General features: G+C 57.2%; 13 protein-coding genes. 8 read left to right on the top strand and 5 right to left on the bottom strand.

Annotated elements, in window-relative coordinates; genetic code table 11:
- Positions 1–257 precede the first annotated feature (257 nt).
- Positions 258–1,604 carry a 30S ribosomal protein S12 methylthiotransferase RimO gene (gene rimO / locus D777_RS08650; protein ID WP_036130682.1) on the top strand — a complete coding sequence of 449 codons (1,347 nt, stop codon included), beginning with the start codon at positions 258–260 and terminating at the stop codon, positions 1,602–1,604.
- A gap of 415 nt (positions 1,605–2,019) precedes the next feature.
- Here the strand turns inward: rimO and gatB are convergent, their stop codons facing one another.
- From gatB to gatC, 3 genes are read right to left on the bottom strand one after another with little or no spacing between them, the layout of a single operon-like run.
- Entirely contained in the window at positions 2,020–3,471 is a 1,452-nt protein-coding gene (gatB, locus tag D777_RS08655) for an Asp-tRNA(Asn)/Glu-tRNA(Gln) amidotransferase subunit GatB (protein ID WP_036130685.1), read from the bottom strand.
- Between the two features lie 23 nt (positions 3,472–3,494).
- On the bottom strand, positions 3,495–4,952 hold the full coding sequence (gene gatA, locus D777_RS08660; RefSeq protein WP_036130687.1) for an Asp-tRNA(Asn)/Glu-tRNA(Gln) amidotransferase subunit GatA: 1,458 nt from the start codon (positions 4,950–4,952) through the stop codon (positions 3,495–3,497).
- Positions 4,953–4,981: 29 nt separating this feature from the next.
- Complete coding sequence (gene gatC / locus D777_RS08665; protein WP_036130690.1) at positions 4,982–5,269, bottom strand: Asp-tRNA(Asn)/Glu-tRNA(Gln) amidotransferase subunit GatC; 288 nt, start codon at positions 5,267–5,269, stop codon at positions 4,982–4,984.
- Between the two features lie 370 nt (positions 5,270–5,639).
- Here gatC and D777_RS08670 point away from each other — a divergent pair, with 370 nt between their 5' ends.
- The 7 genes from D777_RS08670 to D777_RS08700 are packed head-to-tail and all read left to right on the top strand — an operon-like array spanning position 5,640 to position 14,794.
- Positions 5,640–6,680 carry a rod shape-determining protein gene (locus D777_RS08670; RefSeq protein ID WP_036131272.1) on the top strand — a complete coding sequence of 347 codons (1,041 nt, stop codon included), beginning with the start codon at positions 5,640–5,642 and terminating at the stop codon, positions 6,678–6,680.
- Positions 6,681–6,709: 29 nt separating this feature from the next.
- On the top strand, positions 6,710–7,582 hold the full coding sequence (mreC, locus tag D777_RS08675; RefSeq protein WP_081849508.1) for a rod shape-determining protein MreC: 873 nt from the start codon (positions 6,710–6,712) through the stop codon (positions 7,580–7,582).
- Positions 7,582–8,058, top strand: coding sequence for a rod shape-determining protein MreD (gene mreD / locus D777_RS08680; protein WP_036130697.1), 477 nt, complete (start codon positions 7,582–7,584; stop codon positions 8,056–8,058). The genes mreC and mreD overlap by 1 nt, the downstream gene beginning before the upstream one ends.
- A gap of 2 nt (positions 8,059–8,060) precedes the next feature.
- Entirely contained in the window at positions 8,061–8,666 is a 606-nt protein-coding gene (locus D777_RS08685) for a Maf family protein (RefSeq protein ID WP_036130700.1), read from the top strand.
- Positions 8,663–10,141, top strand: coding sequence for a ribonuclease G (gene rng / locus D777_RS08690; RefSeq protein WP_036130703.1), 1,479 nt, complete (start codon positions 8,663–8,665; stop codon positions 10,139–10,141). Before D777_RS08685 ends, rng begins: the two co-directional genes overlap by 4 nt.
- A gap of 39 nt (positions 10,142–10,180) precedes the next feature.
- Positions 10,181–13,942 carry a YhdP family phospholipid transporter gene (locus D777_RS08695; protein WP_036130705.1) on the top strand — a complete coding sequence of 1,254 codons (3,762 nt, stop codon included), beginning with the start codon at positions 10,181–10,183 and terminating at the stop codon, positions 13,940–13,942.
- A gap of 12 nt (positions 13,943–13,954) precedes the next feature.
- The gene (locus D777_RS08700; protein WP_036130707.1) at positions 13,955–14,794 is read left to right on the top strand and encodes a carbon-nitrogen hydrolase family protein; all 840 of its coding nucleotides are present in this window, start codon (positions 13,955–13,957) and stop codon (positions 14,792–14,794) included.
- Between the two features lie 16 nt (positions 14,795–14,810).
- Here D777_RS08700 and yjgA read toward each other — a convergent pair whose 3' ends face one another.
- Complete coding sequence (gene yjgA, locus D777_RS08705) at positions 14,811–15,344, bottom strand: ribosome biogenesis factor YjgA (RefSeq protein WP_036130710.1); 534 nt, start codon at positions 15,342–15,344, stop codon at positions 14,811–14,813.
- A gap of 45 nt (positions 15,345–15,389) precedes the next feature.
- The gene (gene mgtE, locus D777_RS08710; protein WP_036130714.1) at positions 15,390–16,751 is read right to left on the bottom strand and encodes a magnesium transporter; all 1,362 of its coding nucleotides are present in this window, start codon (positions 16,749–16,751) and stop codon (positions 15,390–15,392) included.
- Positions 16,752–16,802 lie beyond the last annotated feature (51 nt).

Here is a 16,802-nt window from a genome sequence, read left to right on the forward strand (position 1 = left end):
AATTTACATCCAGAAAAACACTTAAACATCTGAAAGTTTAGTTGTTTAATTAGTGAACAGCAAGAGCCTGTCGTCCATTGTGTCAGATTCGATACTTATTTCTGAACATGGCGTCACAAAAATTTGATGCGGGTCATTTTCGGGTGTCTCGACGGATGCCGACGGATTTGCTGTCAGGGGGCTCTCAACTGCGATAAAATGCGCGCCATTCATTCATCGCAGGCCGGCTCAGGCCCCAGGAATTTCGTAGCCTTCTTATGACAGAGAAAACCTCCAACACTGCAGCAGACAACGGCAAAGTCGGCTTTATCAGTCTCGGTTGCCCCAAAGCTCTGGTTGATTCCGAGCGTATACTCACCCAGTTGCGACTGGACGGCTACGATGTTGTGCCCACCTACGATGATGCGGACGTGGTTGTGGTGAATACCTGCGGTTTCATCGACGCGGCCAAACAGGAATCGCTGGATGCCATCGGCGAGGCAATCAATGAAAACGGTAAGGTGATTGTGACCGGCTGCATGGGTGTCGAGGCAGATAAAATCCGGGACACCCATCCAGGCGTGTTGGCAGTATCCGGCCCCCACGCCTACGAGGAAGTTGTCGGTGCGGTGCACCAGTATGTGCCGCCGAAGCCCAAAGAGCACGATCCCTTTACGGATCTGGTTCCGCCGCAAGGAGTGAAGCTGACCCCGCGGCACTATGCCTACCTGAAGATTTCCGAGGGCTGCAACCACCGTTGTACCTTCTGCATCATTCCATCAATGCGTGGCGATCTTGTTAGTCGACCCATTGGTGACGTGATGGATGAGGCGCAGCGCCTCGTGGATGCCGGCGTAAAAGAACTTCTCGTCATTTCCCAGGATACCTCCGCGTACGGGGTCGACACCAAGTACCGCACCGGTTTCTGGCAGGGACGGCCACTGAAAACCAAAATGCAGGCTTTGTGCGAGGCCCTCGGTGAGCTGGGTGTCTGGGTGCGCCTGCATTACGTGTATCCGTACCCTCACGTTGACGACATTATCCCGCTGATGGCCGAAGGCAAAATTCTGCCTTACCTGGATATCCCGTTCCAGCACGCCAGCCCGACTGTCCTCAAGGCCATGAAGCGCCCGGCGCACGACAGCAAAACCCTTGAGCGGATCAGGAAATGGCGTGAGATTTGCCCCGAGCTGACCATTCGCTCCACGTTCATCGTCGGCTTCCCGGGTGAAACCGAGGAGGATTTCCAGTACCTGCTGGACTGGCTTGACGAAGCGCAGTTGGATCGTGTGGGGGCCTTCACCTACAGCCCGGTTGAGGGTGCCAAGGCGAATGAGCTGGAAGCTGCGGTTCCCGAGGATGTGAAGGAGGAGCGCCTTGCTCGTTTCATGGCCAAGCAGGCGGAAATCTCAGCGGCTCGCTTGCAGGCGAAGATTGGCAAGACGATTGACGTGTTGATCGACGAAGTCGACGAAGAAGGCGCGATTGGTCGGTCCAAAGCCGATGCGCCAGAGATTGACGGCATGGTTTACCTCAATGACGAGACCGATCTACAGCCGGGGCAGGTTGTTCAGGCGGTTGTCGAGCATGCTGATGAGCATGATCTCTGGGGCCGGTTGGTCTGACTTCTGAGTTAGCGTTCGTTCTTTTGGGGGAGTCGCGAGGGTGAGCTTGGCGACCCAAAACCCGCTCCTTGCGGCACGTCCGTGTGACGCTTGAGCTCCGCCATCCATGGCTCCGCACAGTTTTGGGTCGCCAAGCTCACCCTCGCTAGCCTGCCAATCAAGCTAGCCGCCAGTTGTTTGAGCCGATCGACGGTTTTTCTAGGGTTGGTCAAAGGACGGCAGGTGACTCTGGAGGTTGGGGCCTTGCCAAGAGGTGATTCCCAAAAATGTTGGAGGCCAGGGAAGGCCGGAAACAAGCGCACATGGACGTGCTCGTAGCGGTTTTTGGGAATCACCTCTTGGCAAGGCGTACTCCCAAGCCCGAAGGCCGGGGCCATAACCCTCAGGCTAAAGCCCCTAGCCCGCGATACAGGCATTAACCCTCGAGCTTCTTCAGTAGGATCTCATTGAACAGCTTCGGGTTACCTTGTCCCTTGGAAGCCTTCATCAGCGGCCCCATAAAGCCCCCGAGCATTTTCTTGCGCTTCTTCGGGTCTTCTTCATTCTGGAACTGGGCGACCTGATCCGGCATGCCGGCCAAAACCTCGTCGACCATCTTTTCCAGAGCACCGGTATCGGATACCTGCTTCAGTCCCTTGGCGTCGATAATGGCGTCCACGTTATCGTTTTCACCCGTCCACAGGGCATCGAAGACCTTTTTCGCGCCTGCAGAGGAAATGGTGTTGTCGCTGATGCGGATAATCATGTCGCCGAGCTGTGCTCCGGTGATCGGGGAATCCGCTACGGTCTTCTCCTCGGCATTCAGGCGTGCAGAGAATTCGCCCTGAATCCAGTTGGCGGTCAGCTTGGCGTCTTTACCGTGGGACGCTGCCTCTTCGAAGAAAGAGGCCAGTTTGGCGTCGCCCGAAAGCAAGCCGGCATCGTAGTCGTTCAGGCCGTACTGATCCTTGAACCGGGTTTTGCGCGCATCCGGCAGTTCCGGCAGGCGACTTCTCGCGTCCTCGATGAATGTGTCATCAATTTCGACCGGCAGCAGATCCGGGCAGGGGAAGTAGCGGTAGTCGTTGGCTTCTTCCTTGGTGCGCATGGAGCGGGATTCGTCCCGGTCGCCGTTGTACAGTCGGGTTTCCTGCTCAATAACGCCGCCGTCTTCCAGGATGTCCATCTGCCGCTCAACTTCGTGGGCAATGGCCTGCTCCATGAACCGGAAGGAGTTCAGGTTCTTGGTTTCGGTCCGGGTGCCCAGGGTGTCAGAGCCCTTGGGTTTCAACGAGATGTTGACGTCGAAGCGCATGGAGCCCTGGGACATGTCGCCGTCACAAATGCCGAGGGAGGTAACGATGCTGTGCAGCTTTTTGGCGAAGGCAACGGCTTCCTCAGCGCTGTTCATGTCCGGCTCTGTGACCACCTCGATCAGCGGGGTACCCGCGCGGTTCAGGTCGACGCCGGTCATGCCATGGAAGTCTTCATGCAGGGATTTGCCTGCATCTTCCTCCAGGTGAGCGTGGTGGATGCGAACCCGCTTCGACTCGCCATTAGCCAGATCGATGTCTACATAGCCAGGGCCCACGATGGGGCGCTCCAGTTGCGTAGTCTGGTACCCCTTGGGCAGATCCGGGTAGAAGTAGTTCTTCCGTTCGAACACAGAACGACGCTCGATTTCGGAATTCACCGCCAGGCCGAACATCACCGCGTAGCGGAATGCCTGTTCGTTGGGAACAGGCAGGGTGCCAGGCATTGCCAGATCAACGGCGTTGGCCTGGGTGTTTGGCTCGGCCCCGTAAGCGGTGCTGGAGCCGGAAAAGATCTTGGTTTTGGTGGCGAGCTGAACGTGAATTTCCAGCCCGATCACAATATCCCATTGCATGATGTTTCTCTCCTCTCTCGGGCTTATTGCGGTTCGCGCTGGTGCCAGTCGGTCACCTGCTGGAACTGATGGGCGGCGTTCAGCAAGCGGGCTTCGGAGAAATAGTCACCGATAATCTGCAGGCCAACGGGAAGTCCGTCGATGAAACCGGCGGGTACCGACATGGCGGGAACGCCAGCCAGGTTGATCGCAATGGTGAAAATGTCCTCAAGATACATAGTGACCGGGTCGTTGGTCTTTTCGCCCTGGATAAAGGCCGGGGACGGGGAAGTGGGACTCATCAGCACGTCCACTTCCTTGAAGGCGTTGATGAAATCCTGCTGGATCAGGCGGCGCACCTTCTGAGCCTTGAGGTAATAGGCGTCAAAGTAACCGGCAGAGAGCGCATAGGTGCCCACCAGGATCCGGCGTTTGACCTCGGTGCCGAAACCTTCCGCGCGGGTGCGGGTGTAGAGGTCCAGCAGATCTTTGGGCTCTTCACAGCGATAGCCGTAACGGACGCCATCAAAGCGGGACAGGTTGGCGGACGCCTCTGCGGGCGCGATAACGTAGTAAGCCGCAATCGCAAGCTTGGCATTGGGCAGGGACACTTCCTTGACCGTGGCGCCGAGTTTCTCGTATTCCCGGATCGCAGCACGAACCTGTTCTTCCATAGCCGGGCTGAGCTGATCCGAGAAGTACTCTTTCGGCAAGCCAATGCGAAGTCCTTTCAGTGGCTCATTCAGAGTAGCGGTGTAATCCGGGACTGCCCGATCCAGTGATGTAGAGTCTTTTGGGTCGAATCCGGCCATGACGTTCAGCATCAGCGCGTTATCTTCGGCGGTTCGAGCCATGGTGCCGCCCTGATCCAGACTGGATGCGAAGGCGATCATGCCGTAACGGGATACGCGGCCGTAGGTGGGCTTGAGACCCGTGACTCCGCAAAGCGCAGCGGGTTGGCGGATAGACCCACCGGTGTCTGTTGCGGTGGCCGCTGGGACCAGGCGGGCGGCCACGGCGGCAGCGGAGCCGCCGGATGATCCACCGGGAACGCGCTTTTCACCTTTGCTGAGCCCCCAGGGGTTGGTGACGGCGCCAAAATGGCTGGATTCGTTGGAAGAGCCCATGGCGAACTCGTCCATGTTGGTTTTCCCGAGGCTGACAGCGCCCGCCTTGCGGAAATTCTCGGTCACGGTGGCGTCATAAGGTGGGACAAAGTTCTCCAGCATCTTCGAGCCGCAGGTGGTACGGACGCCGTTGGTGCAGAATATGTCCTTATGGGCAAACGGTACGCCGGTCCACGGCGTGGCGTTGCCAGCGGCGCGCTGCTCGTCCGCAGACCGGGCGTCAGCCAGCGCCTGCTCTTCAGTAACCGTGATAAAGCTGTTGTACTTGCTGTCTTCCTGCTTGATGCGACTGAGGAAGTCCTGGGTCAGCTCGACGCTGGAAACCTTCCCGCTGTCCAGTTCCCGGGAAAGCTCTGCTACAGATTTGTTATGCATGATAAATCCTGAAATCGCTGTTCGTCAGATCATTCGATAACGCGAGGGACGAGATAGAGCCCGTTCTCGGTCGCCGGAGCGATGGCCTGGAATGCGGCCCGCTGATCCGTTTCGGTCACTTCATCCGCGCGCAGGCGCTGAACCGCATCCAGCGGGTGTGCCATGGGCTCGACAGAGTCGGTATCTGCAGCGCTCAATTGATCTACCAGGTCAAGAATATTGCCCAGATCCTTCTCCAGAGCCGAAACCTGCTCCTCGTCCACGCGGATGCGTGCGAGCACAGCGACTTTCTCAATGTCCTCACGGGAAATGGTCACGCATTGCCTCCCAGGTGTATGAAATGTCTGTAATTAACTGTTTGGCCGTGCGGGCGAACTGCGGGGTTCGGGGCGTTCGGAGAGTGCCTGCCAAAACTGTGCGGAGCCATGGATGGCGGAGCTCAAGCGCCACATGGACGTGCTTGAGCGGGTTTTGGCAGGCACTCTCCGAACGGCCTCCCGCATGGCCGAATCAAATAAAGGGCGTATGGTAACAGATTCGAACCGGTGCGGGAGGGGCCAAAACATTTGTAAAGTGTGCGAACTGTAAGGCCTCACGCCCGTTCGTGCCTTGCCTGCACCGGTGCTCACTGCTAAAGTTGCCGCATCCTTTTGCAACCGCAACTCTCAGGTTGAAACTACACGAATGTTGATAAAAAGACTCCGAGGCTTATTTTCGAGCGATCTGTCCATTGATCTGGGCACCGCAAACACCCTTATTTATGTGCGTGAACGCGGCATCGTTCTGAATGAGCCTTCCGTGGTGGCTATCCGTACCAACAATTCCCAGAAAATGGTCGCGGCGGTCGGTTCCGAAGCCAAGCGGATGCTGGGCCGTACACCGGGCAACATTACCGCCATCCGCCCGATGAAAGACGGCGTGATTGCCGATTTTGTAGTCACTGAAAAAATGCTTCAGCACTTTATCCATAAAGTGCATGAGAACAGCTTTATCACCCCGAGCCCGCGGGTTCTGGTGTGTGTCCCCAGCAAATCGACACAGGTCGAGCGCAAGGCCATCCGGGAATCCGCTCTTGGCGCTGGTGCTCGTGAGGTGTTCCTGATTGAAGAGCCCATGGCGGCTGCGATTGGTGCTGGGCTGCCCGTGGAAGAAGCCAGCGGTTCAATGATTGTTGATATCGGTGGTGGTACCACTGAGATCGCCATTATTTCCCTCAATGGCATCGTATACGCCGAATCTGTTCGGGTGGGGGGGGACAAGTTTGATGAAGCCATCGTGACTTACGTCCGTCGCAACTACGGCAGTCTCATCGGTGACACTACCGCCGAGCGTATCAAACACGAGATTGGCTGTGCCTACGAAGGTTTGGAAATCCGTGAGATTGATGTTCGCGGTCGTAATCTTGCAGAGGGTGTGCCCAGGGCATTTACTCTGAACAGTGAGGAAATCCTCGACGCGCTTCAGGAGTCTCTGGCCCAGATCGTCCAGACCGTCAAGAGTGCGCTTGAGCAGTCCCCGCCTGAACTGGCCTCGGATATTGCCGAACGTGGCATTGTGCTGACCGGTGGCGGTGCCTTGTTGCGGGGACTGGATAAACTGATCAGTGAGGAAACCGGCCTTCCGGTAATCATCGCTGAAGATCCGTTGACCTGTGTTGCCCGTGGTGGTGGCAAAGCGCTCGAAGTGATTGATCGCGGTGGCATTGGAATGTTCTCCCAGGAGGGATAATCCTGTGGGGAGGATTCACCATTAAAACGATCTTCGTCCAGGGCCCGGTTCCGGGTTTCAGACTCTTTCTTATCGTTCTCGTATCGGCAGCCCTGGTGGTTGCCGATGCGCGTTTCGAGAAGCTCTCATCCGTTCGCAGCGTGATCGCGACCGGACTCGCTCCCGTCTACTGGCTTGGCAACGCCCCCTATGAATTCAGTGATTGGGTGGCCGGGCTTTTCGTCAACAAAGACGACCTTCAGCAGGAGAATGAGGATCTCAGAGCCCGCCTGATGATTCTTGAACGCAGGGCGTTGAAATACGCGGCCTTGGCATCTGAGAATAACGAGCTCCGCCGCCTGATGAATTCCTCCGAACTGCTGGACGACCGAGTGATTGTCGGCGAAGTTGTTGGCGTGTCCCCGGATCCTTTCTCCCACGAAGTCATCATCAACAAAGGTGAGCGTGATGGCCTCACGGTGGGGCAGGCCGTGCTCGATGCTCACGGTCTGATGGGGCAGGTCGTGCAAACCAGCCAGATCACGTCCCGCGTCCTGCTGGTATCGGACAGCAGTCACGCCGTTCCGGTTGAAGTCATACGCAATGGGTTGCGGGCCATTCTTCTGGGTACTGGCGATCCGAACACCCTGGACCTTGTGCATGTGCCCGATACAGCGGATATCCGGGAGGGCGATATGTTGGTGAGTTCCGGTCTCGGTGGTCGGTTTCCGAGGGGCTATCCCGTCGCTCAGGTGTCCAGGATCACCAAGGAACCGGGAGAGCCGTTTGTGACCATTGAGGCCACACCCAAGGCCGAATTGAACCAGAGCCGCTTGGTGCTGGTGGTGTTCCCTCCGGCCTCGGATGTCGAACCGGTGGTCGAATCTGATAAAACGCAATCTCCGGCAGAGGAGGGCAACTGATGCTATCGGTAATCAGTTACCCGGTTTTTGCCCTGTCGGTGGTAATGGCGCTGGTTCTGAGTATTTCCCTGTTCCCGGTGGGATGGTTCGAGTTCCGCCCGGAGTGGCTTGGCCTCGTCGTATTCTATTGGACCTTCCGTGCGCCGGCGCAGTTCGGCATTTTGTTGGCCTGGTTTCTCGGGCTTCTCCTGGATGTGTTGGAAGCGACCCCTCTTGGCGTTAATGCTCTGGCGATGGGCTTGATCGCGTTTCTGGTCCTGACGGTGCATCAGCGTTTGAGAATGTATCCGATGCCACAACAATGCCTGATGGTGTTTCTGTTGCTTGGCATCAATCAGATGCTGGTGCACTTTATCAAACAGCTGCTCGGCGGTGATGAAGCCGGCTTCAGTTACCTCTGGCCGGCCCTGACCAGCGCGGCCGTATGGCCATTTGTCTGTGTCATTCTCGACAACATCAATCGGAAACTGGGTTAGGTATGGCTTCCGTTATTCTGGCCTCGGCCTCCCCCCGCCGCGCAGAATTGCTGGATCAGATTGGTGTGGACTACAGCGTCCAGCCTGCTGATGTGGATGAGACCCCGATAGAGGGAGAGTGTCCTGAGGATTATGTGACCCGGCTGGCCCTGGGCAAGGCCCAGGCAGTCGCTGTTGATTCCCCGGAGCATGCCTTGGTTCTGGGGTCCGACACCTCTGTCGTTATTGACGGGGAGATCCTTGGTAAACCTGAAAATCATGAGGCCGCCGCTGCGATGTTGCAACGATTGTCCGGGCGGGCCCATCAGGTGATGACGGCTGTGGCTTTGGTGCATCGTGGGCAGAGTAAGGCGGTGCTGGTCGTTACCGATGTCGAGTTCCGAACCTTGTCAGCGTCTGAAATCGAGGCCTATATCGCCAGCGGTGAGCCGATGGACAAGGCTGGAAGTTATGGAATTCAGGGGCTGGGTGGTATTTTTGTCAGAGAAATTCGTGGCAGTTACAGTGCTGTGGTCGGGTTACCCCTTCAGGAAACCGCCGCATTGATGGACGCTGCCGGTTTCCCCGTGTGGGAAAGCTGGCCCCGGAGGTTGGAGAACCAAGCATGAGTGAAGAAATCCTGATCAACGTGACGCCGGTAGAAACCCGGGTGGCGCTTGTTGAAAACGGTATGCTGCAGGAAGCATACATCGAGCGCACCAGCCGCAAGGGCATTGTCGGGAATATCTACAAAGGTAAGGTGGTCAGGGTGCTTCCAGGAATGGAAGCGGCGTTCGTAGACATCGGTCTTGAACGCGCCGCCTTTATTCATGCCTCGGATGTGGTTGTCGGCCAATCCAGCGACACGCCCGATGATGGCCCGAAAACCGTCCCGGATATCCGTACCCTGTTGCGGGAGGGACAGTCCCTGGTCGTGCAGGTGACCAAGGATCCCATCGGTACCAAGGGTGCTCGACTGACTACCCAGCTTTCCATTCCGTCCCGATATCTCGTTTTCATGCCCGGTGTCAGCCATATTGGTATTTCCCAGCGTATCGAAGACGAGAATGAAAGAAACCGGCTGAAGACGCTTCTGGAGGAAGCTGCGGCAAAGGAGACCGAAGTCGAGGGCGGGTACATCATCCGGACCGCGGCAGAGGCAGCTTCCGCCGAAGAGTTGCTGGGCGACATGGCCTATCTGCACCGGCTGAGTCAGTCCATTCACGAGCGAATCTCCCGGGTTCAGGCACCATCGGTGATCTATCAGGACCTGCCCCTGTTCATTCGCACCATTCGGGATCTTATCCGTCCTCAGACCGAGAAGGTCCGTATCGATAGCCGGGAGAGTTACCAGCGTGTTATCGAATTTGTTCAGGAATTTGTCACCGAGTTTGCGGATAAAGTTGAATACTACCCGGGTGAACGTCCGATTTTTGATCTCTATTCGGTCGAGGACGAAATCCAGAAGGCCCTGAGCCGTAAAGTCCAGCTTAAGTCAGGTGGCTATGTCATTATTGACCAGACCGAGGCGATGACGACCATCGACATCAATACCGGTGGGTTTGTTGGCCATCGCAATCTTGAAGAGACCATATTCAAGACCAACCTTGAGGCAGCCAGATCGATCAGCCGGCAGCTTAGGCTGCGAAATCTCGGTGGCATCATCATCATCGATTTTATCGACATGGACGATCCCGAGCATCAGCGCCAGGTACACCGCATGCTCGAGAAAATGCTCGAGCGGGATCATGCCAAGACCAAGATTACCGGGGTTTCCGAGCTTGGACTGGTAGAGATGACCCGAAAACGCACCACCGAGAGTCTGGGGCAGGTGCTCTGCGAGCCTTGCCCGGTTTGTGATGGTCGGGGATTCCTGAAGACCAGTGAAACGGTGTGCTACGAAATCTTCCGGGAAATCTTGCGGGTAAACCGTGCCTACGATACCGAAAGCTACCTTGTGATGGCCTCCCAGAGTGTGGTTGATCGGCTGTTGGATGAAGAATCTGACAACGTCGCCGATCTGGAAACGTTTATCAGTAAAACCATCCGGTTCCAGGTGGAGCCTTTTTACAGTCAGGAACAATACGATGTGGTCCTGCTCTGATTCCGGAGCTGACGACCTGGCCCGGAGTAAGAGTGACTGATGTCCGCCGCTGAGCAAGAACCACCGTTGCCCGAGAACCTACCCGGGGATTCCCCGGTGCGGTTCATGGCCAGGCTTTCGAGCTTCATCTGGTGGTTCTTGCTTGCTCTTTTGCTTTTGCTGGCGCTTTACGCCGGTATTGGCCGTCAACTTACCCGAAACATTGATGCCTTTACCCAGGATCTGGCGGGCGAGCTGTCCAGCCGTCTGGGCCAGGATGTCGCTATTGAAAGCCTATCGTCACGATGGTTCTGGCTGGATCCCGCATTTACCGCACGCAACGTTTCCCTTGCCAATTCGGATACCGGAGAGCCGATCGCCAGCCTGGATTACCTTCGGGTCCGGTTTGATTTTCTCACCTCGTTGCTGCGTCAGAGAGTCGTGTTCGAGGATTTTGAGGTTGATGGTCTGGAGTTGACTCTCAAGCAGTCCGACGCGGGAGAGGTCGGGGTCCGTGGCGCGGAACTGCCTGACCCTGTTCACAATCGTCTTCAGGAATGGCTGAAGCTGGCTGGGAAATGGCTCTCCGACCCTTACCTGAAGATCACCCGTTTCAGTCTGGCGATCAAGGACAGCCAGGGCAACCTGCGTCAGATCGAGATTCCCCAACTGGACCTGGTCTACAACCAGGGGCTGTTCAGGGCGTCGGGACGAGCTATGCAACCCGGGACAACGCAACAACTGGCCAGCTTCAGCCTGGTTGGCCAGCATTTCTTCAGTGGTGATTTCACCGGGCAGCTGTATCTGGGCGTCGATTCGGGGCGTCTGTTTGATGGCCTGATCGACGAGTATCAGTGGCGCGGAGTGCGTGTTGAAGGTTTCGATCTAGGCGGAGAGGCTTGGCTGACCTTCGGTCAAGGTAGCCTTCAGCAGGTCACTGGCACTGTAAGGACCCCCTATCTGCAATTGGGGGTGGGGAGTGAATCTTTAGCGCCTCTTGAAGACATCAATGCCCGATTCGGTTGGCGCCGCCACCGGGACGTACTGTCAGCGCCGGATGGACCAGGCGAGTTGCCGGAATCAGCTGGAGGGCCCGGTGAGTGGCACTTACAGGAGCTGCAGTGGACCTGGGATGGCGAGCCGGTTCCGGCATTCAGCCTGCGCCTGATGCCGGGAGACAGCGGTTTGACAATTATCGCTGATGCGTTGCCGCTCGAACCTTTGAGGCGCCTGGTGTCGTCGTTGCCGTTATTGCCAGCACGTGCTGTGGACGCGCTCAATCACTACCAGCCCTCGGGCTTTCTAGATCGCATGGAAGTCGTCATTCCGGAAGATGGGGATACGCCGTTTAGCATGTCTGGCCAACTTCGGGATATTGAGGTTGCTGCCTACGAGGGTGCGCCAGGCACCAGTGGTCTGGACGGCTTCCTGTATCTTGAACGGGATTCCGGTTTTGTGCGCATAGAGCCTGATGGAGAACCTGTCACGCTGGGCTTTCCACAACTATTCCTTGAGGACTGGACATTTTCCTCGGTGGAAGGCCTGGTGGCGTGGGAGATGGACGGGCCGATTACCCGGGTGTATGCCGACGATCTCCGGATGGCCTACGGGGAGGGCACGCGCCTGACAGGCGCCTTTGACCTGAGGATGGACAAGGACGGCGAGGATAACCTCGGTCTGCGTATCGGTGTCGAGAATGGCACGGCATCCATGCTGGCGGAATTCGTGCCCGCCCGGGTCGTCAAGCCAGAACTGTACGACTGGCTTACCACAGCTATCCGTGAGGCTGATATCACATCCGGTATCTATTACGGACATGGGCAAATAGACCGCAGCGCGCCGCGCCACTCATTTGTTTCCTCCATGCGCTTTGATTTTGATAACGCCACCATCGCTTACGACGAGCGGTGGCCGGAGGTTTCCGGGGCAAAAGGCCAGGTGGTTGTGCACAACGGCGATACGAACGTTCAGCTTGAGAAAGGGGTGACGGGTGGTATCAGCCTGTCGCCCAGTTCGGTGCGTGTTGTTCCGGAAGACGGAGAGACGACGGTGCTGGTAAACGCTCAGGCTGAGGTGCCCGGGGAGTCTGTGGCGTATTGGATGATCAACAGTCCGCTCGGTGACATGGCCGGTCGCGAAGCTCAAAAACTGCAGTATCAGGGGAGCTATGGCTTGTCTCTGGGTATTGAATTGCCGCTCGGGCAGGATGGGGCGCCTGTGGTTGAAGCAGGCGTCATTGCAGACGGGGCTACGATTGTTTATCCCCCGGCGGATTTGCGCTGGGAGGGCGTAAGCGGTGAGTTGACCTACCATTCGGTGAACGGATTTTCTGGTGGCCCGCTGAGAGCGGAGTTTTTCGGGGCACCGGTTGATATTCAGTTGAGTCGAAGCCGATCTGGGGACTCACTCTCCATCCGTCAGACTGGCCAGGTGGGCGTTGCCCCCCTGCTGGAGCGAATGGGAGCGCAGCCCGGAGAGAACTATGGATTCACAGGCACCGCTATCTACTCGGCGACTCTGGATGTTGGTGTGGACTCCACATCCGGCATACAAGTTCAGTCTGACCTCAACGGTGTGGCCATCGATTGGCCAGATCCGCTGGGCAAGGTGAAAGATGAATCTGCGCCCATCAAAGCCATTATTGATCCCGGCGCTGTGGGTGGTCTGTCTGTCAGCGGCAGCTGGGAGAACCGAATGGGGTTTGATCTTCTTTGGAAGGACACCGGCTTCGATCTCAACGTCGATCATCTCTATGTGGGGACCCACACCCTGAAGGATATTCGGATAGAAGCCCTGGATCTCGGTGATCGTTGGGTGATTTCTACGGATTCAGAGCGTGCAAAAGGGCGGGTTGTTCTGCCTGATGCCGACAGTCCAGTGAAGGCGGATTTCGAAGTTGTTCGTCTGGTGAGGGGGCAAGACAGCCAACAGGCTTCTGAACTGTTGACCCTTGACGAGCAGTTGGAGGCATTCCGATCCCTGGATATCGGTAGTTGGCCGGATGTGGATGTGACCATTGCCGACCTTCAGCTTAACGACAACACACTGGGCCGTTGGGCTCTCAATCTCCGGCCCGATATCGATTTGTTGGCGATCAATGGCATAGAGGGGCGGCTCGATTCTCTGACTTTGCTTGGGGACATGAGCTGGAGCGTACGGGGTGGTAAAGAAACGAGCCGGTTTACAGGCTCTGTGACAGGCGGTGCGCTGGCGGACCTCAACCACCTGATTGGCTCTGACGTGCCTTTAACCAATAAGGCCACGAGCATCGAGCTGGATATTGATTGGCCGGGACGTCCCGACGAGTTGGCTTTGGCTAGCCTCAATGGCAATGTCAGCTTCCGTTTGGATGAGGGCATGATTCTTGAGCAGAACAATACCGCACAGGTTTTCCGCATATTCAATCTGTTGAACGCTGACACCCTGTGGCGAAGGCTCAAACTGGATTTCTCCGATCTCTACGAGCGTGGCGTTGCCTTTGACGCCATTTCCGGCAAGGCTGATATCAAGGATGGTGTGGTCAGCCTGGCCCCGGAAATGCAGGTGGTGGGGCCATCCGGTGCATTCAAGTTGAGTGGCATGACGGATATCGATGCTGAGACATTGGATATGCGCCTTGTTGTCGTGCTGCCACTGACACAGAATCTGCCCCTGGCGGCGCTATTGATGGGGGCGGGCGCGCCGATTGGCGGTGCGTTGTTTGTTCTCGACAAGATTTTGGGCGATCCTTTAAGCAAGCTCACAAGTGCCACGTACAGTGTGACCGGCACGTGGGCTGATCCTCAGGTGGATCTCAAGCGGGTATTTGACACCGGCGAATAGCGAGGTACGGCGATGACAGATTCCATGTCCCGGCAGGTAGCTGCTATCCAGATGGTCAGCGGCCACGACATTGCTGCAAACCTGGATGAGGCCCGGCGGCTCCTGGAGGCGGCCGCAAAAGGCGGCGCTGTGGTTGCCGTATTGCCCGAGAACTTCGCGGTTCTGGCGACCGGTCAGATGGTGGATTGCGGTCGTGTGGAAGTTGGTTCCGAACCTGTGATCCGTTCTTTTCTTGCCGAGCAGGCCAGAAAACTGGGGATTTGGATCGTCGGTGGCTCCATGCCCCTGGCGACCCGACCGAATGGTACCGCTATCGAAGGAAAAGTACGGGCCTCGTGCCTGGTGTTTGATGACCAGGGGCAGGAGGTCGCTCGTTACGACAAAATCCATTTGTTCGATGCGATGGTTGAAGATGCCCACGGTCAGTATCGGGAGTCCGATACCTTTGAACCCGGAGAGTCGTTAATCACGGTCGATACACCGGCCGGAAAGCTTGGCTTGGCGATTTGCTACGATTTGCGGTTCCCGGAGCTGTTCAGGGACCTGCGGGCGAAAGGCGTGGACTGGGTGTGCCTTCCCAGCGCGTTTACCTGGCAGACCGGGGATGCTCACTGGTACCCATTGATTCGGGCCCGGGCTATTGAAAATCAGGTCTGGGTGGTTGCGGCTGGTCAGGGGGGGCAGAACAGTGAGAGGCGCCGTACGTATGGCCATAGCCTGATTTGTGACCCCTGGGGCAAAGTAGTATCAGAAATGGCGGAAGGGCCCGGCGTGGTGTCTGCTGAGCTGGATCTGCAGTACCTGGAGGCTCTCCGCAAAAGGATGCCGGTGTGGGATCATCGCCGGCTTTAGCCGGCGACGATCTGGCTTAATCTGTGGCTTCGACGTCGTCAATGCGTTCCCGGATGTAGCGAAACAGTTTCCGGGCCTGCCCTGTGTTTTTCTGCTTTTCCAGATCCTTTCGGGCGTTACGTGCAAGGTTGCGCAGGTGCTGAATGTCTGCGTCCGGGCAGTATCCTATAAATTCTCCAACCGCTGAGTCACCCTCTGCAACCATCCGGTCACGCCAACGCTCCGCCAGATGATGGCGACGGGTATGTTCTTCGCTGCCGGCATCGAACGCGTCGATGGCGCGCTGAATCGCGTCCAGATCGTCTTCCTGCCGGATGACTTTACCAATGTATTGCAAATGCCTCCGCTTTGCCTCGTTTTGCCGGATTCTCCGGGACTCCACGATAGCTGCCCGAAGCGTATCACTGATGGGGAGTGTGGCGAGCTGATCATCGCTCAGGTCCAACATGTGCTTGCCCAGATCCTGGAGCGCCTGCATTTCGCGCTTGAGCTGCGATTTACTCTTGCCAAACTCTTCTTCGTCGTAAGTATCGTGTTCTTGGTCACTCATGGAATAATCCGTAGCGAGGTTTGTAAGTCATCTGGTCGGGTTGGGTTACGCATAGAAGATGGTCGCCAGGCCCAGGAATGCCATAAAACCGACCACATCAGTAACCGTTGTCAGAATGACGCTGCCGGCCAGAGCCGGATCAATGTTTCGGGATTTAAGGAACAGGGGCAGAACCGTGCCCACCAGCGCGGCGGCAACCAAGTTGATGATCAGTGCAGCTGCGATCACACCGCCAATCAACAAATCCTCAAACCAGACGGCGGCGGCCGATGCCACGACCAGGGCCCAGAACACGCCGTTAAGGGCGCCAGAGAGAAACTCCCGGTTCAGCAGCCAGCCCACATTGGCGCCGCTGATCTGTCCCACGGCCATGCCGCGTATGACCAGGGTCAGGGTCTGGCTGCCCGCGATGCCGCCCATGCTGGCGACGATTGGCATCAGCACGGCGAGAGCGACAACCTTGGTGATGGTGTCCTCAAACAGGCCAATGACGGCCGAAGCAATGAACGCCGTGATCAGGTTGATGCCCAGCCAGACCGCCCGGCGCCGTGTCGTTTTCCAGACCGGGGCAAAGGTGTCTTCGTCTTCGTCCAGACCGGCCATGCTCATCAGGGAGTGGTCGGCATCTTCCCGGATAACGTCAACCACGTCATCGATGGTGATTCGGCCCAGCAGACGGCCTTCTTCATTGACGACGGGGGCCGATATCAGGTCGTAGCGCTCGAACAGTGTTGCGACCTTGGTGTCCGGGAGGGACACCGGAATGGGTTCGATCTCGGTATCCATGACCTCCCGAACCGTTGCGGCCGGGTTGGAGACCAGCATCTTGGTGATGGGGAGCATGCCGATAAAGTCGTCGCGGCGGCTAACCACGATCAGGCTGTCGGTCATGGGCGGCAGGTTACGATGCCGCCGTAGATAACGGAGCACAACATCGATACTGATATCCGGACGGACTGTAATGGTGTCCGTATTCATCAGACCGCCGGCGGTGTCCTCTGGATAGGAGAGGACTTCCTCAACCCGCAGTCGGTCCTGCTCGTCCATGGTGTCCAGAACTTCCTGGATCACCGTATCCGGCAACTGCTGGAGCAAGTCGGCCAGATCGTCCGACTCGAAGTCTTCGATGATATCCGCCAGTTCCTGAGCATTAAGCTGACTCAGGAAGTAGCTTCGGATGTCATCGCTGAGGTATTGGAGAACCTCACCCTCAAGCTCTTTCTCCACCAGGTTCCATAGCAGAGCGCGCTGGCGGGGAGGGGAGGACTCAAGCAGGTGGGCGATATCGCTGGGGCTCAGTCCGCCATTGAGGATCCGGGCGACCTGTTTCAGGGCGCCACTGTCCAGTGCTTCGCTCAGGGAGCGAAGGCGTTGGCGTGCCTGGCTTTTCTCCAAAATATCGGTCATGAAACACCCGCAGTCAGAAAACGCCTTTATTATAGCGGAGTTAGGCTGAAC

The sequence above is a fragment of the Marinobacter nitratireducens genome, assembly GCF_000708045.1.
In the GTDB taxonomy this organism is placed as follows: Bacteria; Pseudomonadota; Gammaproteobacteria; order Pseudomonadales; family Oleiphilaceae; genus Marinobacter; species Marinobacter nitratireducens.